The organism is Priestia sp. LL-8 (assembly GCF_036227845.1).
Lineage (GTDB): Bacteria > Bacillota > Bacilli > Bacillales > Bacillaceae_H > Priestia > Priestia zanthoxyli.
The window spans coordinates 883,906-902,184 of sequence record NZ_JAZAQH010000001.1 but is presented as its reverse complement, the minus strand read 5'-3'; the positions used below and the strand labels follow the sequence as shown (position 1 = coordinate 902,184).

The 18,279-nt window shown below is 38.6% G+C and carries 16 protein-coding genes; 8 read left to right on the top strand and 8 right to left on the bottom strand.

What is annotated here, in order from left to right:
- Window positions 1-16: 16 nt before the first annotated feature.
- The 3 genes from U9R83_RS04660 to U9R83_RS04650 form a co-directional block, all read right to left on the bottom strand.
- Window positions 17-844, bottom strand: coding sequence for an aldo/keto reductase (locus U9R83_RS04660; RefSeq protein ID WP_028412173.1), 828 nt, complete (start codon window positions 842-844; stop codon window positions 17-19).
- Between the two features lie 31 nt (window positions 845-875).
- The gene (locus tag U9R83_RS04655) at window positions 876-1,631 is read right to left on the bottom strand and encodes an IclR family transcriptional regulator (RefSeq protein WP_014461387.1); all 756 of its coding nucleotides are present in this window, start codon (window positions 1,629-1,631) and stop codon (window positions 876-878) included.
- A 217-nt stretch (window positions 1,632-1,848) separates the two neighbouring features.
- Window positions 1,849-2,157: a hypothetical protein gene (locus tag U9R83_RS04650; protein WP_014461388.1), complete on the bottom strand. Its 309-nt coding sequence runs from the start codon at window positions 2,155-2,157 to the stop codon at window positions 1,849-1,851.
- A 492-nt stretch (window positions 2,158-2,649) separates the two neighbouring features.
- Between U9R83_RS04650 and U9R83_RS04645 the strand changes: the two genes are divergently transcribed.
- Both U9R83_RS04645 and U9R83_RS04640 read left to right on the top strand, forming a co-directional pair.
- Window positions 2,650-2,991, top strand: a complete 342-nt coding sequence (locus tag U9R83_RS04645) for a DUF485 domain-containing protein (protein ID WP_115653146.1) — start codon at window positions 2,650-2,652, stop codon at window positions 2,989-2,991.
- Between the two features lie 16 nt (window positions 2,992-3,007).
- Window positions 3,008-4,558 (top strand): solute symporter family protein, encoded by a 1,551-nt coding sequence (locus tag U9R83_RS04640; protein ID WP_013081928.1) that lies wholly within the window; start codon window positions 3,008-3,010, stop codon window positions 4,556-4,558.
- A 40-nt stretch (window positions 4,559-4,598) separates the two neighbouring features.
- Here U9R83_RS04640 and U9R83_RS04635 read toward each other — a convergent pair whose 3' ends face one another.
- The gene (locus U9R83_RS04635; protein WP_057239197.1) at window positions 4,599-5,084 is read right to left on the bottom strand and encodes a DUF6985 domain-containing protein; all 486 of its coding nucleotides are present in this window, start codon (window positions 5,082-5,084) and stop codon (window positions 4,599-4,601) included.
- Window positions 5,085-5,210: 126 nt separating this feature from the next.
- Here U9R83_RS04635 and U9R83_RS04630 point away from each other — a divergent pair, with 126 nt between their 5' ends.
- Window positions 5,211-6,953, top strand: a complete 1,743-nt coding sequence (locus U9R83_RS04630; protein WP_209368311.1) for an ABC transporter ATP-binding protein — start codon at window positions 5,211-5,213, stop codon at window positions 6,951-6,953.
- A 16-nt stretch (window positions 6,954-6,969) separates the two neighbouring features.
- Window positions 6,970-8,754: an ABC transporter ATP-binding protein gene (locus tag U9R83_RS04625; RefSeq protein WP_243550291.1), complete on the top strand. Its 1,785-nt coding sequence runs from the start codon at window positions 6,970-6,972 to the stop codon at window positions 8,752-8,754.
- Between the two features lie 40 nt (window positions 8,755-8,794).
- On the opposite strand, the gene U9R83_RS04620 is transcribed toward U9R83_RS04625, so the two are convergent.
- Window positions 8,795-9,778, bottom strand: a complete 984-nt coding sequence (locus tag U9R83_RS04620) for a zinc-binding dehydrogenase (protein WP_115653143.1) — start codon at window positions 9,776-9,778, stop codon at window positions 8,795-8,797.
- Between the two features lie 163 nt (window positions 9,779-9,941).
- On the opposite strand from U9R83_RS04620, the gene U9R83_RS04615 reads away from it, so the two are divergent.
- On the top strand, window positions 9,942-10,289 hold the full coding sequence (locus U9R83_RS04615) for a winged helix-turn-helix transcriptional regulator (RefSeq protein ID WP_014461394.1): 348 nt from the start codon (window positions 9,942-9,944) through the stop codon (window positions 10,287-10,289).
- 210 nt (window positions 10,290-10,499) lie between these two features.
- Window positions 10,500-11,837, top strand: a complete 1,338-nt coding sequence (gene rpoN / locus U9R83_RS04610) for an RNA polymerase factor sigma-54 (RefSeq protein WP_243548809.1) — start codon at window positions 10,500-10,502, stop codon at window positions 11,835-11,837.
- A gap of 57 nt (window positions 11,838-11,894) precedes the next feature.
- Here the strand turns inward: rpoN and U9R83_RS04605 are convergent, their stop codons facing one another.
- The 3 genes from U9R83_RS04605 to U9R83_RS04595 form a co-directional block, all read right to left on the bottom strand.
- Window positions 11,895-12,746 (bottom strand): class I SAM-dependent methyltransferase, encoded by an 852-nt coding sequence (locus U9R83_RS04605; protein WP_140451615.1) that lies wholly within the window; start codon window positions 12,744-12,746, stop codon window positions 11,895-11,897.
- Between the two features lie 97 nt (window positions 12,747-12,843).
- Complete coding sequence (locus tag U9R83_RS04600; RefSeq protein WP_243548808.1) at window positions 12,844-15,219, bottom strand: YhgE/Pip domain-containing protein; 2,376 nt, start codon at window positions 15,217-15,219, stop codon at window positions 12,844-12,846.
- A 188-nt stretch (window positions 15,220-15,407) separates the two neighbouring features.
- Complete coding sequence (locus U9R83_RS04595) at window positions 15,408-15,893, bottom strand: GNAT family N-acetyltransferase (protein ID WP_014461398.1); 486 nt, start codon at window positions 15,891-15,893, stop codon at window positions 15,408-15,410.
- A 175-nt stretch (window positions 15,894-16,068) separates the two neighbouring features.
- Here U9R83_RS04595 and U9R83_RS04590 point away from each other — a divergent pair, with 175 nt between their 5' ends.
- Together U9R83_RS04590 and feoB are read left to right on the top strand one after the other, a co-directional pair.
- Window positions 16,069-16,299 carry a FeoA family protein gene (locus U9R83_RS04590; protein ID WP_013055605.1) on the top strand — a complete coding sequence of 77 codons (231 nt, stop codon included), beginning with the start codon at window positions 16,069-16,071 and terminating at the stop codon, window positions 16,297-16,299.
- Window positions 16,296-18,266 (top strand): ferrous iron transport protein B, encoded by a 1,971-nt coding sequence (gene feoB, locus U9R83_RS04585; protein ID WP_014461399.1) that lies wholly within the window; start codon window positions 16,296-16,298, stop codon window positions 18,264-18,266. Before U9R83_RS04590 ends, feoB begins: the two co-directional genes overlap by 4 nt.
- Window positions 18,267-18,279 lie beyond the last annotated feature (13 nt).

Genomic DNA, 18,279 nt, shown 5'->3' with positions numbered 1-18,279 from the left:
TAGTCTTGATTTAAAATTAAAAGTCAAAGTTATCCGGATCTGGACCTACGCGATGATTTTGATTTAATGCGTTAATTTTTTCAACTTCTTCTGCATTTAATTCAAAATCAAATACGTCTGCATTTTGGATAATACGATGTTCTTTTGTTGACTTAGGAATCGTTACTACTTCGTTTTGTAAGTCCCAGCGTAAGATAACTTGAGCAGTTGATTTTCCATGCTTTTCAGCAATTTGAGTTAACACTTCGTTATCAAGCAGCTCACCTTGTGCAAGCGGTGACCATGCTTCCACTTGGATTCCTTGTTTTTTGCAGTATTCACGCACTTCTGTTTGTGTTAAAAGTGGATGAAATTCGATTTGGTTTACCATCGGCTTAACTTCTGCATCTGCAATTAAGTCTTCTAGATGATGAACTTGGAAATTCGATACGCCAATTGCACGAATTTTCCCGTCTTTATAAAGCTTTTCAAGTGCTTTCCACGTATCTTTATACTTACCTTCAACCGGCCAGTGAATTAAGTATAAATCTAAATATTCAAGACCTAGCTTGTTTAAGCTTGTTTCAAACGCTTGAAGAGTTGTGTCATATCCTTGATCTGCATTCCACACTTTTGATGTAACAAATAGCTCTTCGCGAGAAACACCTGATTCTTTAATCGCTTGTCCAACGCCTTCTTCATTTTCATAAATTTTAGCCGTATCAATGCTTTTATATCCAGCTTTGATTGCATATTTAACTGAATCTACAACTTCTTGACCATCTTCTACTTTATAAACACCTAAACCTAACCAAGGCATTTTAACGCCGTTTGCTAAGGTCGTCGTTGACTGTAAGTTTTCCATGTTGCTGTTCATCCCCTTTTTTACTATTGAATTATTCGTAAAGAGTAATTGCTTGTGAAATTTGTTCTGCGCACTGTTTAACAAGTGCAGCATGTTCTTCGTCTTTCTCTTGTGAAATACGAAGCGATGGACCTGATAAAGCAATAGCCGCCATTATTTTTCCTTTTCTAAAAATAGGGGCTGCAATACAGCGAACGCCAGGCTCCCGTTCTTCATCATCGACAGCATATCCTCTTTCTTTACTTAAAGCCAAATCAGCTTCAAGCTCGTCCAGCTCGGTGATCGTTCGATCTGTATAAGCTTCAAGCGAAAGTTCGTGAAGAATAGATTTTTGTACGCTGTCCTCTTGATAAGCAAGAATACACTTTCCAATAGCATTTGCATGAAGCGGCTTTTTATTTCCTACTTCGGAATGCGTACGAGTGCTATATTGCCCGTTGACCACCTGAGTTGTAACCATTTGTTTATGATGGAGAATTCCCGCGTAAATGGTCTCTTTGGTCTCTTCACTCAGCTTCTGCATAGCAGGAACAGAGAGCCAATTCATTTCATAGTTCGTATGCATCGTATTTTGCACGAGTGCCAGCACCAGTTGTGGTGAAACCGTATAGCGGTTAGACGGGTTTCTTACAATAAATCCATTTTGCTCAAGCGTGCTCACAAGACGATACATCGTACTCTTATTAAAACCGAGCGCTTCCATCATTTCTGGAATAGTCATATTCGGACGGTTTAAAAGCAAAGAGAAGATATCTAATCCTTTTTTTAAAGTTCCAACCTCGGACATGCCCTTCTTCCTCCTTTTATCCGAACAACAATTTTATTATAAAACAAAGCTCTTTATCGTATCAAATAAGGAAACTCACCTAAGTTATTTTCCCTATATGAGAGAATACATGACGTAATTGTTCTTCTTAATCTATTCCACTGTTTTTTCTATTTAAACATAAAAAAAGCCTTAACAATAGAATTTTTTTACAGTTTTTTAAAATTAGTTTTGCTTTTCACTCTTTAACTTCTTCAAATCGCTTCAGCTGCTCCAGCTGATTTTCCTTTTTCATAATTTCTTTCTGACGCTCGCCTAGTAAATCGAAATGAGGATAGCCGGATCGATTATCAATATACTTAGCGGGAATACCATACTTTTTTCCCCACTTAATCAGCTTATTTAAGTCACTGCAACCTACTTTTGTTACGGTAGTTGCATGTGGAAAACGCTCATCAAGCCAATAATGAGTTAAAAATGCGATCTCTCCTCGCTTAACAGCTGCTTTCCATGCGTTTAGTTCCGGGCGTTTAATTCCAAATGCCATTCTTTCACCTTTTCTCTTTTATATAAGTAGTCACATTGTTTGTTTACTATAAAGAAAAACTATCATTCATTATAGAAATCTTTCATAATATCTTGTCTATTTATAACCATCTCTAAATAATAGCGTACTTTCTTTACCTGTTTTCTATTTAACATTATTGTGTGCTTATGATTTTATCATCATCTTCTTTTACTTTTCAAAAGATCAAACAAAAAAATGACGTTTAAATAATAAAGAAAAGCCTTATATGTAAAAGAAACTAAGGGTTAATTTCAACATTTCTGTTGCGAATGATTTTTCCTTTATATTGAATGTTGTTCTTTTTTTATTATGGCAGTATGCATTTAGTTTGAACCTTTAGTATATTAAAAAACTTCCAAAGTTACCATTCTCACAAAAAGACAGAATTTACTTTTTATTCCGAAAATAATATAATTCAAGTGATATGAAGCTTTTTGCTTCATTTATTTATTATCAAAGGGGGAATTCCGCTTGGCGATGAATGAAAATTCTTTAAAGAAGGTAAACAATGCTTCTTCCTCTCCTGATTACACAGAAATTGTACATTCTGCTTCATTTCAAAAGCTTTTGAAACAAAAACGCAATTTTATTTTACCGCTCTCTCTGTTTTTTCTTGCTTTTTATTTTACCTTGCCCATCTTAACGGCTTACACAACCGTCTTAAACAAACCAGCTTTTGCTTCTATGACTTGGGCGTGGGTATTTGCTTTTGCACAGTTTGTGATGACATGGGCCCTATGCATCTTATACACAAAAAGAGCCTCGAAATTTGATGAACTTGTTGACACGATAAAAAAAGAAGCTGCAAATTGAATAGGGGGTTAAATGAATGAACGTACTAGCTTTTTCACTTTTTTTAGCCATTGTAGGTCTTACGCTAATCATTACGTATGCGGCATCCAAGCGGACAAAAACAACCAGTGACTTTTATACAGCAGATGGAAGTTTAACCGGCTGGCAAAACGGCATGGCGATTGCCGGAGATTATATGTCTGCTGCCTCATTTTTAGGCATAGCTGGAATGGTAGCGCTTTCTGGATTTGACGGTTTTTTTTACAGCATCGGCTTTTTAGTTGCCTATCTCGTTGTGTTATACATTGTCGCTGAACCACTTCGCAACTTAGGAAAGTACACGATGGCAGATATGATAGCAGCTCGTTTTAACGAAAAGAAAGTGCGGGGAGTTGCTGCGTTAAACACGATCACCATTTCCATTTTTTATATGATTGCACAGCTTGTTGGAGCAGGAGCATTAATTCATTTATTACTTGGTCTAGATTACGTGTATTCTGTCTTGATTGTCGGCGTCTTGATGACGGTTTACGTTGTATTTGGAGGGATGACGGCGACTAGCTGGGTGCAGATTGTCAAAGCCTTGCTTCTAATGATTGGTACGTTCATTATTTCCATTATTGTATTTTCAAAATTTGATTTTAGCTTAGCTAAAATGTTTTCTGAGATGAAAACCGCAACTCCTCTTGGTGACGGCTTTTTAAATCCAGGAAATAAATTCAAAAATCCGCTGGATATGATTTCGTTGAATTTAGCTCTTGTTCTTGGTACAGCAGGCCTGCCTCATATCCTTATTCGTTTCTTTACAGTAAAAGATGCCATCACCGCACGAAAGTCTGTTATTTATGCAACGTGGATCATTGGCGTTTTTTACATTATGACAATCTTTTTAGGATTCGGTGCTGCTGCATTCGTAGGGTACGATGATATTATCAAAGCAAATGCAGCAGGAAACATGGCAGCTCCCCTGCTCGCTCAAGTTCTTGGCGGAGACTTTCTCTTTGCGTTTGTCTCAGCTGTAGCTTTTGCTACGATTTTAGCTGTTGTAGCTGGGCTGGTGCTCTCAGCAGCTTCAGCATTCGCACACGACTTCTATAGTCATATTCTCCGTAAAGGAGCTGCAACTGAAAAAGAACAGGTAGTAGCTGCACGATGGGCTTCTATTGGGGTATCCATTCTATCTATTATTCTTGCATTATTTGCTCAAAACATGAACGTAGCATTTTTAGTTGCACTTGCCTTTGCCGTAGCAGCGAGCGCTAACTTGCCAATTATTCTTCTTACTATTTTTTGGAAACGCTTCAATACAGCAGGAGCAGTCACTGGCATGCTGGTTGGACTATTCAGCTCACTTTTTTTAGTTGCCATTAGTCCAAACGTGTGGGCACCTGAGCCTGGAGCTGCTATCTTTGTAGGTGAACCGCTCATCACATTAACAAACCCTGGTATTATCTCTATTCCTCTAGGCTTCTTAGCTGCTTTTATAGGAACACTTCTTTCGTCTAAAAAAGCAGACGAAAAGAAATTTGATGAGATTTTAGTAAAAGCAAATACAGGTATGGGAATCGAAGAGCCTGTCAAACATTAATGCCAAAAAGCCTTGAAGCAGTTTGCTTCAAGGCTTTTTACTAGAATAAATCTTCTTGTAAGCCAATAGCGGCAATTTGTTCATTTCTAAACTTTACAGCTAACATATGCTCTTCTTCCCACGTACATTCAAAAAACAAACCAAGTTCTCTTGTATCATGAGGTGCTTCAGGAACAAAGATTTGAATACACTCAACTAAAAAACCGATGTCTTTTCGCTTTTTTACATTCGGAACTAATAAGTCTACCACGTCTTTTTCAACTTGAGTTCTGTATTCATCTCGCACCTGTTGATAATAATCAAAAAGAGCTTTTTCCGTCCTCTTTAACAATAATTCACCTTGAAGCCAAAATGCTTGAAAAGCCTCTTCTTGCCGTTTTTGAAATGGCTTCTCTTTATCTCCATCAATTGTCAGCAACACGTGTTGTTTTTGTCCAAAGAAAGTGACCTGTTTTTCTCCAACCCAGGCCGAGTCATATAACAAAGATCCAAAAAGTGGATGGTGTACTCGTAATGTTTGATTCATTGCATACCTGACCCTCTCAAAAAGTGGATTTCTGCTTGCATTGGCGTATAATAAATGGTGCTTGAAACAAACTTCTAAACTTATTCTATGTTACCATATTTTTTACAGAAAGGAGTGCCACAATGTGTGAATACAATTAAATCTTTGTACCCTTACTTAAAACCTTACAAATGGCTCGCGCTGCTTGCCCCGCTATTGATGGTAATTGAAGTGTTAGCTGACCTTCTTCAGCCTACTATTATGCAGCATATCATTGATTATGGCATTGCAAACAATAATCAAACATATGTTATCACCCGAAGTATCCTTATGCTCATGTTAGCAATCATTGGCTTAGCTGCTGGTATCGTCTGCGCCATTCTTAGTACAAAAGCGGCAGTAAACTTTTCGACCGATATTCGGAAAGCGCTGTTTGAAAAGATTGAAAACCTCTCAAACAGCAACAGAGACAAACTAGGAACCGGTCACTTAATTACGGTCATGACAAATGATGTAACGAGTGTTCAAAACGCATTGAATATGACGTTAAAAGTCTTAGTGAGAGGCCCTTTACTTTTTGCAGGAAGTATTGTGATCGTGTTATTAACCGCTCGTTCTTTGTTTCCTATTATCGTCGTGGTCGTCCCTATTTTATTTTTATGCATTTGGTTTGTGATCACAAAAGCTGGAAAACTTTTTAAAAAAGTTCAGCAAAGCGTTGATCGTGTAAACACAAAAGTTCAAGAGAATTTATCGGGGATGCGTGTAGTAAAAGCGTATGTAAGAGAATCATATGAAATCGATCAATTTAAAGAAGCAAACAGCTCCTTGACGCGAGCTAATATGAGTGCTGTTCAGCTTATTTCGCTTTTAATGCCCGTTATTTTATTTGTCGTAAATATCGGAATGGTAGCTACTCTATGGCTGGGAGGGCTTCAAGTCGAAGCAGGAAAAATTGAAGCAGGTGTGATTTTAGCTTTTATTAATTACTTAACGATTATTTTAAACGGACTTATGTCAAGCAGCATGGTGCTGATGCAAATTACACGCGCATTCCCTTCAGCTGAACGAATCGATTCTGTATTAAAAACAAAAATAGACATCCCTCCAGCAAACTCTGCTGCTCAAATCAACAGACTTAAAGGTGATCTATCGTTTCAAAACGTTACATACAGCTATAGTAAAAATGGCGAAAACGTATTAAAAGATATTTCATTTACTGCTAAACACGGGGAAACCATTGGCATTATCGGCTCTACTGGAAGCGGGAAGTCGACGCTTGCAAAACTTATTTCCCGCCTATATGATCCCGATGACGGCGAAATCTTCGTGGATGGAAAAAATCTTACGGACTATGACGTAAAAGTGCTTCGCTCATCCATTGGGTTTATTCCTCAAAAAGCTACGCTGTTTACCGGCACGATTGATATGAATATTCGCATGGGAAAAGATCATGCTTCTCCCTCAGAAATTGAAGATGCTGCAGCTTTTGCATGCGCAACGGAGTTTATTGAAAAACTCCCAGAAAGATATAAGTATCCTTTAACGCGAGGGGCGACCAATTTATCAGGAGGGCAAAAGCAGCGTCTTTCAATCGCGCGTGCATTTGTTAGAAAGCCCGCTATCCTGGTTATCGATGATGCAACTTCAGCATTAGACGCTGTCTCAGAAGCACAGGTACTAACACATTTAAAAGAAGAGTTTGCTGATGCGACCGTTATCATTATTGCTTCTAAAATTTCGTCTCTTCTCCACGCTGATCATATTGTCGTCATGGATGAAGGTAAAATTGCTGAACAAGGGACTCATGAAGAATTGCTTCGTTATCGCTCTCTTTATTACGACATTTATCTTGCACAAGGCGGAAAAGAGGTGTTGCCTAGTGAATAATCAAGGTAAAAATCAAATGAGCTCTATTCGCGGCCCTAGAGGAATGATGAAAGGTCCTGTAGTGAAGCCAAAGAATGCGAAAAAAACACTGCACAGAATCTGGTCATATATGGGGAAACGAAAACCTCCGCTTGCGGCTGCGATCATCTTAGTTATTGTGACTTCCCTGCTTAATTTATTAGGCCCTTATTTAATTGGGGTTATTATTGATGAGCATATTATTCCCAAAGATATCAGCGGAACGATACGAATGTCACTTATTCTTGCAGGAATTTATATTACGACATCTTTATTAACATGGCTGCAAACCTATTTAATGGTGAACGTTTCGTTTACGACCATCGGAATGCTCCGCCAAGATTTATTTGCAAAGCTTCAAACTCTCTCTCTTCGCTTTTTTGATAAGCGAGCTCACGGAGAGTTAATGAGCAGGGTAACTAATGATATTGATAATCTAAACAACGCTCTGAGTCAAAGCGTCATTCAGGCTCTGTCCTCTATTTTATCTCTAGTCGGTATTACCATTGCGATGTTCTCGCTCAACTGGATTCTTGCCATTATCACGCTGATTGTTATTCCATTGATGGTTATAATCGTTCGACAAATATTAAAACGAAGCAGTGAAAATTTTGTCAAACGCCAAAAAGACTTAGGTGAGCTAAACGGCTTTGTAGAAGAAGCAATCTCTGGAGGAGAAGTTGTTACGCTTTTTAGTAAGGAAAAAGATTTTTTAACTGTTTTTAATGAACGAAATGAACAGCTGAGAAGTTCAGCAACAAAAGCGGAAACATTTTCAGGCTTTTTAGGTCCTGTGACAAACTTCATCAACAACTTAGGCTTAGCACTAGTGATCGGAGCGGGAGCATTTATGGCTGTTCAAGGCAGCGTTACCGTTGGGATGATCGCTTCATTTGTTAACTACTCACGTCAGTTCTCTCGCCCAATCAGTCAAATGGCAAACTTAGTAAACACCATTCTTTCGGCTATTGCCGGCGCAGAGCGCGTGTTTGCGATTATGGATGAGCAGCCGGACGTCACAAACAAGCCAAACGCTCTTTCTATTACAAAATTTGCAGGAGACGTTGCTTTTGAGAACGTATCATTTGGCTATAACGATGAAAAAATGATTTTGAAAAATGTTACACTGACCGCAAAAAAAGGTGAAATGGTTGCTTTGGTTGGTCCGACGGGCTCTGGTAAAACAACAATCATAAACTTGCTCACACGATTTTATGACATTGCAAACGGAGACATTAAAATTGACGGCCGCTCCATCAGTGACTATAAAATACATGATTTAAGAAACCGAATCGGCATTGTTCTTCAAGATACCTATTTATTTTGCGGTACGATTGCGGACAACATTCGATTTGGCCGATTAGATGCCAACGATGAAGAAGTGAAAAGCGCGGCAAAAATGGCAAATGCTCATTCGTTTATCAAGCATCTGCCGCAGCAATACGATACCGTCATTTCAGCCGGTGGAGGAAATTTAAGTGAAGGCCAAAAGCAGCTTTTATCGATTGCTCGAGCGATGCTTTCTGACTGCGATATTTTAATTTTAGACGAAGCTACTTCCAATATTGATACAAAAACAGAAATTGATATTCAACGAGGAATGAGCAATCTATTAAAAGGAAAAACAAGCTTTGTAATTGCCCATCGACTCAAAACGATTGAAAACGCAGATCAAATTCTTGTCTTAAAAGACGGACAAATTATTGAAGAAGGAAATCACCTTGAGCTGTTAGAGAAACAAGGTTTCTACCACAAACTCTATACGCAGCAGTTTACGATTTAAAAAGGCAAGCACATTTATTGTGTTTGCCTTTTTCGTTCTATCATTTATCTATCACAGCTACAATTTTCCCTTTTACTCGACGAGTCGCCAGTTCATCTAATGCCGCCGGCACTTCATCTAGTGAAATAACTTTTTCCACAAGAGCATTCAGCTTATTTTCTTGTAAAAGCGAAAGCATACTATTGCCCATCTCAGCAAGTTTTCGCTGTTCTTTTACGTTATTAGACTGATGTACACTTCCTAATGCAACTTGATGAAACGATAGTGGATGCGCAAACGAAATTGCATCGTTTACATTAGGAGGTCCTGCGATAAATGCAATTTGACCATTAAAAGCAAGAGCCTTCACCGATTCGTCTGCATTGTCACGTCCAACGGTATCTAGAACTAAATCTACACCGAGTCCATCGGTAAGCTCCAGCACTTTTTTCACAAAATCTTCTTTACGGTAGTCGATTGCATAGTCAGCACCTAAACTTTTCACAAACTCATGATTGGCAGAAGATGCAGTTGTAAGCACTGTAAGCCCTGCATTTTTGGCAAGCTGAATAGCAAAGCCTCCAACCCCTCCAGCACCTGCGTGAATTAAAATCGTTTGTCCTTTTGAAGCGTTCATTTTGTGAAACAATGCTTGATATGCTGTATATCCCGCACATGGAATAGCCGCAGCGTCTTCAAATGAAACCCCTTTTGGAATAAGAGAAACTGTATGAGCTGTTGTCACTCCGTATTGTGCAAACCCGCCTTTTTTCGATAAATCGCTATGATATACAACGCGGTCTCCCACTTTAACAGTTGTCACTTCTTCTCCCACTTCCTCGACAACGCCAGCTGAATCAAGTCCTAATACGTGAGGATATGTCCAACTAGGATTACCGCCATTTCCTGTTTTATAATCTACAGGGTTTAGGGCAGTAGCTTTAATTTTAACTAAAATTTCACCTTTAGCTGGATGCGGCTTTTGGATATTTCCGACTTTCATCTCACTTACTTTCCCTTTGCCTTCTAGCAGTAAAGCTTTCATCAAGATCTCCCCTTTTACATTTCTTCCTTCAATTAAAAGTTCTTTTTCAGTATAATAAATACATGTTGTTTACAAAAGAAGGCACTTTCATGTAACCAGGTACCTTCCCGGTAACCTAGGTCTATGGATATTAAATTATTATATCCATATTTCATATCTGTTTATGAATGGAGGATTAGCGGTGAAAGCACCCCACTATAATGTACCTGTTGAAGCAACGCTTGAAGTAATCGGCGGGAAATGGAAAGTCGTTATTTTATGCCTATTAAAAGAAGGCGAAAAACGTTTTAGCGAACTTCAGCGAGCTATGCCTGCTATTACCAAAAAAATGCTGTCTCAACAGCTAAAAGAATTAGAAAAAGACGGTGTAGTTAATAGAAAAGTATACAATGAAGTTCCTCCTAAAGTAGAGTACTCACTCAGTGAAGAAGGCGAAACCTTACGAGAAATTTTAAATATGATGTGCGCATGGGGAGATAGAAGAATGGGAAACACTCCAAATTGCAGCTAAGTTCTCCTAGCAGCTTTGTTAAAACAACCGAATAGCTGCTGGGAAGACCTATTCGGTTGTTTTATCTATTTCCCTACTCTTTCTTCTGGGTCGCCCTTGTGTAAGAACATCTGACAACACTATAGAATTCTTTCGCATTTTCATATATGATGATGTCGAACGATGCAGCCAGAATTGTCGAAATAAAACTCAAGAATGATAGGTGATTCAATGATGCAATTAGGTTTAGATTTATCTCAAAAACAACTATTAAAATTGGCCATGACACCTGAATTACGTCAGTCTATCAACATTTTAAATTATTCTACGGCCGATTTAGTTCATTATCTTCATGAGCAAGTCAATGAAAATCCTGTAATTAAACTGTCTGCTGGCGATCCTCAGCAAAAAAATTCATTTAACACTCGAGAGCAGCGTTCATATTCAAAAGGTCACACCGATGACGAGTATAATCCGTTTAATTATATATCCGATCAAACTGTGACATTAGAGAGCCATTTATTAGAGCAGCTTTCTATGTTAAATCATTTACACTCACAGCAAAAACACATCGTTCAATTTCTAATTGGAAACTTAAATAAAAACGGCTTTTTAGCAATTGAGCCAAAATTGGCAGCCGAACTGCTGAACGTTTCAATTGACGAAGTCAACGATATGATTCACGTTTTACAAAGCTTTGATCCAATCGGAGTGGGCGCTCAAAACTTTGTCGATTCACTGCTTATTCAAATTAAGTCCAAAAAATCAAAGCCTCCTCTTTTATACGATGTGGTGAAACACGATATTGAAGATATTGCTAACAAAAAATATCGGAACATTTCAAAAAAATACTCTATTTCGATGCGCGAAGTACAAGAAATTGTTGACTGCTTGCGGACATTGAATCCTCGTCCAGCAGGAGATTTCTACGTTCCGCTTACGAAGTACATTTCGCCTGATGTAACGGTACAAAAAATAGACGGCCGCTATCATGTTATTCTTCATAGCGAGCTGCTTCCGCCCATCGAAATTAACAGCACCTACCAAAAGCTGGTTCATCGCTCTGCATGCGTAACAACCGATCGATACGTACAGGGAAAAATGCACGAAGCTACTTGGCTAATTAATAGTATCGAGCAACGTAATGCGACGATTTACAACGTGTCTAAAGCCATTGTGGAACATCAGCAAGGATTTTTCGAAGTAGGTATCTCGGGGCTAAAGCCGCTTACCTTAAAAGATATTGCTCAAAAATTAAACTGTCACGAATCAACGGTAAGCCGTGCGACCAACGGAAAGTATATTCAAACGCCGCGCGGACTGTTTGAATTAAAATACTTTTTCACTAATTCTTTAGAGAGAACCGATGGCGAACAAAGCAATTCTACTGCCTTTATAAAAGAAAAAATTAAAACATTAATTGCCGAAGAAAATAAATTAAAGCCTCTTTCAGATCAAAAGCTCATGTCTCTTCTTTCCAGCGAAGGAATTCAAATTTCAAGAAGAACAGTAGCTAAATACCGTGAAGAAGCAGGGATTGAAAGTTCTTCTAAGCGGCGACGATTTTAATATTACTTATCCTAAACTACAGCTCTATCACTACTAAAAAGAACCCGTTGATTTTACTCAACGGGTTCTTTTTATCGGTTTCCAATAAATAAAAGCCATATGATATTGATACGTATATTCATATATACCATTTACTTTTTTTACATGCTGTAAAATAATCTTCTCAGTTTCTAATTTGTCAACATCTTTCGAAAGCAGCTTTGTGGAGTTCTTCTTGATGAGATCTTCGTACGTCTCATACGTTACCGTTTTGGTTATAGGAACCAGCTTACAATCTGCATAAATGCCCAGTTCATATAAAATATTTAGTAAGTCAATATATTCCTTACGGCGCCATTTAATCTCGTACCCAAGTTTTCTATGTAACTCTATGTAATGAGGCTTTTCTGGACCCGTTGACATGCCGATAACCGCCAAACGATTAGCCGAATCATTCATATTTAAGAGACCATCGACAATATTATGCATACGGTAAAAGCAGTTTATTCCTACTACGACATCATAGTTATCTGTTAGACGCTCATACTCCCATTTACCTTCTATGAACTTTAGATTAGAGCGGGCATCTGATTGCGTTTGTAGGTAGCGAATAATGCTTGGCGAACAATCCATACACGTAAGTTCTTTTACATGATCCGCAATCGAAAACGTATAATTTCCCCAGCCAGGGCCAATTTCCATAACAGAGTCGTTTGGATTCAAAAAAGCAAGAAGTTCTTGTTGAAGCTGTTTTACCACAGAATCATTTTCTGAATTAAAAGACATTTTTTCTACATACCGCTGCCAAAATTCATCTTCAGCTCGGTCATTTATCATCCGTTCCGATATTGAGCCATCCCACTCTTTTAACCCTTCCTGCCACTTTCTTACCTGATCACTTTCATATACCGAAAATTTTGTAAGCTGCATGCATTCACATTCCCCTCTTTTATACGTAAACCTATACTAACATAAAGAAAAAGAGAGTTCCTTTTTAAACTGGAACTCTCTTTTTATATTAATTAAATTATGCTGCTGCCTCTTCCTCTGTGTGATGCTTCTCTTTTCTGGCATTGATATAAAACATTATCAATGAAAGAGTGATGAAGATTGCTGCAAAGATTCCAAGTACGCCAGCCTGATGCCATACATAGCCGAAATCATCACCAATTGAAATGATTTCACGGAAACCGCGAATTGCATAGGTCATAGGCAAGTATGGATTGATTGCCTGGAAGAATTCCGGCACAAGTGCTTTAGGGAATGTACCTGCACTGCCGCCAATTTGAAGCAGCAGAATAATAAACGCTAAATACTGCCCTACTTTTCCTAACCCTGTTGTTAAGAACAAGATCAGTGTAAAGAACGTTACACCTGTAATCATGGTGAAGATATAGAAGTGCCAAATGCTTGTTACGTTTAAATGCAAGCCCCATAGAAGAGCTGTAACAGCAATCGCCGCCTGCAGCATACCTACAATAGTGATGACACTAAACTTACTTAAGAACCACGAAATACCTGATGTCGGTCGAATTGATGGCTCTTTCATTGGGTACACCGCTGAAAACATTAATGTTCCCGCAAACAAGCCAATACATAAGATGTATGGAGCTAATCCGACACCGTACTTATCTACGTTGTTTTGTTTATCTGATTTTAAATCCGTTGGATTTGAAAACATACTGTATGTTTTATCGTCCGCTTTAACATCTTTTGCATCTTTTGCACCGTCCGCTAAAGATGAATGAAGCTCGCTTGTTCCATCTGATAATTTAGATGAACCATCATATAATTTTGACGAACCATTCGTTAACTCTTTAGATCCGTTTGCTAGTTTAGTTGCCCCGTTTTCTAGCTGCGTTAAACCATTTGCTAGCGCTGCGCTTCCTTGTTCAGACTTCTTAAGTCCATCCACAATTTGCTGCTGCCCGTCAGCAAGCTTTCCAGCTCCTGTATGAGCGTCAGCTATACCGCTGTTGAACTCGGCAAATTTGTTGTTGAACTGCTTTTCTCCGTCTGCTAGTTTAACAGCACCGTTGTATAATTGAGTTTGGGCATTATATAATTTTGTTTGGCCATTGTACAGCTGACTTTGTCCATCAGCAATTTTATTAATAGCGCTTTGAATATCTTCTCCGCCTTTAGACAGCTTTTGAAGAGCCGCAGATAACTCTTGCACTTTATCTACTTTTGCTTTTAGCTGCTCTGCTTTTTGCTGCTGTTCATCCATAAACTGCTGCGACGTGAGTTTTTTAATTCCTGCAATCAGCGTTTGTTTTTGCTCATCAGGAATGGACTCGTTGCTGTTAATGCTGTCAATGAGGGCTTGCTGTTGCTGTTCAAACTCTGCTTTTTTTGAATCGACCTGCTGTTTAATCTGCGTAATTTCCTGTTCCGCTTGATTAATTTGCTGCGTAACGCTGCTCACTTCAGCGTCCACTTGATTTAAGCCGCTTGTAAACTGCGGTAATTTCCCTTGAAGTGTCTTTGTTCCTTCATTGAGCTGTTGTGTCGCATCTTGCAGTTTTGCAGTTCCGTCTTGTAGTTGCCCTAATCCATTGCTAAGCTTTCCTGCACCTGTTTCAAGTTCTTTAGAAGCCGCATAAAGCTGTCCGCTCCCACTTTCTAACTTTCCTAAACCGCTGTTTAGGCTGCCTAAGTTTTCATTAATTGTGTCCGCACCGTTTAGTAGCTTAGCTGTACCAGCATTTAAATCTGTTGCTCCTTTACGTGCATCCGTTAATCCACTTGCTAATTTAGCTGTACCGTCTTCAAACGTAACTGTGCTGTCTGCTAGTTTCTTCATGTTATCTCGCAGCGTTTTCGATCCGTTTTCTAGATCACCTGCACCGTCACTTGCTTTTTGAAGACCGTCCGCTACTTGCTTAAAGCTGTCAAATACCGTTTCAGCATACTGCTTTGTGACTGCTTCTTTAATCTGATCATTGATTTTAGCCACTGCATTTGAGCTAATTTGAGCGCCTGAATAGTTCTTTCCGGCATTTGTATGATAGATAAATTTCATCTTTTTAGGATTCTCATCCATTAATGTTGTTGCATTTTTAGAGAAATTCTTTGGAATTTCTAAAACTAAATAGTAGTCCTCGTTCTTTAAGCCTTCTAACGCTTTTTCTTTGTTCGTGAATTTCCAGTCAAATTTATCGTTTTTCTTTAAATCATCAACAAAATCACGACCGACATTCAATTTCTTTCCATCTAACGTAGCACCTTTATCTTCATTTACCACTGCAACTGGAATTTGATCTGTTTTTCCATATGGATCCCAGTAAGCAGATAAAAAGATGACATTATAAAGTAATGGAACAAATAACAATCCGCAAATCACAACAATAGTCATTGGTTTGGAAAAGATTTTTTTCCATTCTCCTTTAATCATATTCATGTTTTTTAGCCTCCAATAATCCTTACTTCCGCCTGACTGTTTGACCGAAAAACATTTTCGGTCATTAAGTTCTGATTAATGTTACCATATTCACAAGAACAAGGTCAATCGTTATTCTGTAATTAAAAGCTGATTTTAACAGAAAGTTTAAAATCAGCTTTTTTTAAGATAACGTTCATGCTATAGGCTTAAATCATTAGCTTCATCCGCATCGTTTTTAACAAATGCCCTTCAAATTCATCGTCAAATTCATCCACGAGCTGGAAACCTTTTGATTGATAAAAAGCACGGCCTATTCCGTTTTCCCTTTCTACGTTAATGTAAACGATTTTTAATTCCTTCGAGCGCTTCATTCCTTTTTCTAACAATTGCGAACCGATTCCTTTTCCTTGATAAGCAGGCAGTATATAGATAGATCCTAGTTCTATTTCCCCTCTGTTTTGCAGTCGGAAAAAGTTAGCGTATCCTACGATTTTCTCATCAATAGTTGCTACGTAAATGAAAGAATTGTGCAAGCGCCACAGCAGCCTTTTATTGGAGTATGCTTCTGAAAGAAACCGATTCTGAACGCTCCTAGGAATAATTCCTTCATATGTATCGTACCAGCTCATCTTTGCGACGTATTGAACAGACGTAATATCTTCTTTTCTCATTTTGCGAATGATTACCTCCACTCACATCCCTCCTGACAATTTGCTGCTAAAATCGTACATAATTTCACCTGAAAAATATAGTTATAAATATATATTTTTAATTGTAACGCTCTAGAAGCATTGATTGATTTTAGAACCTTATGTATAATCGAGATAGATACAAATTGAAAATGATTATCATTAACAGGAGTGCTGAATGATGAATTTAACTACCGTGAGTATTGGCGACAAAGTAAAAGTTAAAAACATTGAATTTTTAGATAGATCATTAGAACGCCGCCTTCTTTCTTTTGGAGTAAAAAAAGGCTGTGAACTATGCATGAAGCAAAAAACCATCTTAGGAGGACCTTGTATTATTGAATGTCAAGGTCAAATGATTAGCATCCGAAAACGCGATGCGGCTAAAATTGAGGTTGAGACAGCATGAGTACAATTGCACTTTTAGGAAATCCAAACACAGGAAAAACTTCTTTATTCAATATATTAACAGATTCCTATGAATACGTAGGAAACTGGAGCGGTGTAACCGTTGAAAAGAAAGTTGGGTCTATTAAAAAGCAAAACAGCCAGCTGGTTGATTTGCCGGGTGTGTATGATTTTACTCCTCTTTCTTCAGATGAAGCAGTGGTAACTAACTTTTTGTTAACCGGAGAATTTAACAGTATGCTGAATATTGTAGACGCTTCTCAGTTTGAAAGAAGCATGCATCTCACTATTCAAGCATTGGAATATGGAAAGCCATTAGTAATCGGCTTAAATATGATTGATGTAGCGGAAAAACGCGGATTGACTTTTAATTTGGAGAAGCTTAGCAAATCATTACATATTCCGGTTTCAGCGATTATTGCCCGCAATGGAAAAGGAATTAATGAGCTTCTCACCACTTTGAAGCAAGATTTAAAAGCCCCTTCATTTCAATTAAATTATGGGGAAACCGCTGAACAAGCAATTCATATGATTCAAACAAAAGCGGACGTCAGCAGATGGATTGCCATTCAATTCTTAGCGGAAAATAGCGTAATCGAATCAACATTAAAAGAAAAAACGAGTTACCCAGAGCTGCTTGAGCTTCGAAAAGCCGCTGCACAAAAATTAACCAAGCCGCTTAGCGAGCATTTCTTCGACGTGCGTACAGCATTTATTGAGCGCATTTCCAGCGAGTGTATCGTAAAAGGCAGCGAAACACCGCTAACCTTCACAGATCGAATCGATCGAATTGTGACGCATAAGTGGCTTGGTCTCCCTATTTTTCTTGGCTTAATGTATTTGATTTTTAATATTACGTTTACGTGGATTGGCGTTCCGCTTTCTGATAAACTGGACGGCTTCTTTGGTGGAACGCTTAGTGAAGGCGCTGATTCTCTTTTAAATGCAGCTGGTGCCGCTCCATTTATTCACGATTTAATTGTGGATGGCATTATTGCAGGAGTAGGCGGCGTACTAGTATTTGTACCACAAATTTTTGTCCTGTTCTTTTTCATTTCACTGCTTGAAGATTCAGGATACATGGCTCGAATTGCTGTAGTAATGGATCGTATCATGGAATTTTTCGGTTTGAACGGAAAAGCATTTATTCCGATGATTATTAGCTTTGGATGTAACGTACCGGGGATAATGGCCGCGCGTACAATTGAACAGCGAAAAGAGCGCCTTATGACCATTTTAGTCAATCCATTTATGAGCTGCTCAGCACGTCTTCCTGTATACGCTTTGTTTGTAGGTGCGTTTTTTGTGCAAAACGGAGCAGCTGTGGTGTTTTCTATGTACTTGCTTGGCATTATTTTAGCACTTGTTGTAACGAAAATTTTATCAGTAACGCTTCTTAAAGACGAACAATCAACTTTTATTGTTGAACTTCCTCCTTACCGCGTACCTCAAGCCAAGACTCTTTGGAGAAGCACGTGGGAAAAAGGCCGAAATTTCGTCCGAAAAGCAGGTACGGTTATTTTAGCTGGCTCTGTATTTATCTGGCTATCATCTTACGCTGGTCCTGGCGGTTTTGGAGTAGATATGGAAAATAGCTTTATGGCTATTATTGGAGGTGCTATCGCTCCTCTATTTATCCCTTTAGGTTTTGCGACATGGCAAGCTGTAGCATCACTGATTACAGGCTTCCTAGCAAAAGAAGTGGTTGTTTCAACTATGAGCATCATTTATAAAGTACAAGAAGGACAGCTTGGCGACACAATGAAGACATTCTTTACACCGCTAACAGCCTATACGTTTATGGTGTTTGTTCTTCTTTATGTTCCGTGTCTAGCAACCGTCGCTGTTATTCGACGAGAAACCGGCTCATTAAAATGGACAGCATTTGCTGTGGCCTATCCTTTAGTTGTCGCTTATCTCGTAGCTTTGCTTGTACACACGGTCGGAAAAATACTTGGGTTTTCTTAAAAGGAGTGACTAA

Bases quoted from the DNA above. Each gene is read 5' to 3' on its own strand.
- U9R83_RS04620 (WP_115653143.1), bottom strand. From the start codon at position 9,778: ATGAAAGCTTTACTGCTAGAAGGCAAAGGGAAAGTAAGTGAGATGAAA.
- U9R83_RS04655 (WP_014461387.1), bottom strand. From the start codon at position 1,631: ATGTCCGAGGTTGGAACTTTAAAAAAAGGATTAGATATCTTCTCTTTG.
- U9R83_RS04650 (WP_014461388.1), bottom strand. From the start codon at position 2,157: ATGGCATTTGGAATTAAACGCCCGGAACTAAACGCATGGAAAGCAGCT.
- rpoN (WP_243548809.1), top strand. From the start codon at position 10,500: ATGATGCAATTAGGTTTAGATTTATCTCAAAAACAACTATTAAAATTG.
- U9R83_RS04605 (WP_140451615.1), bottom strand. From the start codon at position 12,746: ATGCAGCTTACAAAATTTTCGGTATATGAAAGTGATCAGGTAAGAAAG.
- U9R83_RS04660 (WP_028412173.1), bottom strand. From the start codon at position 844: ATGGAAAACTTACAGTCAACGACGACCTTAGCAAACGGCGTTAAAATG.
- U9R83_RS04640 (WP_013081928.1), top strand. From the start codon at position 3,008: ATGAACGTACTAGCTTTTTCACTTTTTTTAGCCATTGTAGGTCTTACG.
- U9R83_RS04615 (WP_014461394.1), top strand. From the start codon at position 9,942: ATGAATGGAGGATTAGCGGTGAAAGCACCCCACTATAATGTACCTGTT.
- U9R83_RS04590 (WP_013055605.1), top strand. From the start codon at position 16,069: ATGATGAATTTAACTACCGTGAGTATTGGCGACAAAGTAAAAGTTAAA.
- U9R83_RS04625 (WP_243550291.1), top strand. From the start codon at position 6,970: ATGAGCTCTATTCGCGGCCCTAGAGGAATGATGAAAGGTCCTGTAGTG.
- U9R83_RS04600 (WP_243548808.1), bottom strand. From the start codon at position 15,219: ATGAATATGATTAAAGGAGAATGGAAAAAAATCTTTTCCAAACCAATG.
- feoB (WP_014461399.1), top strand. From the start codon at position 16,296: ATGAGTACAATTGCACTTTTAGGAAATCCAAACACAGGAAAAACTTCT.
- U9R83_RS04635 (WP_057239197.1), bottom strand. From the start codon at position 5,084: ATGAATCAAACATTACGAGTACACCATCCACTTTTTGGATCTTTGTTA.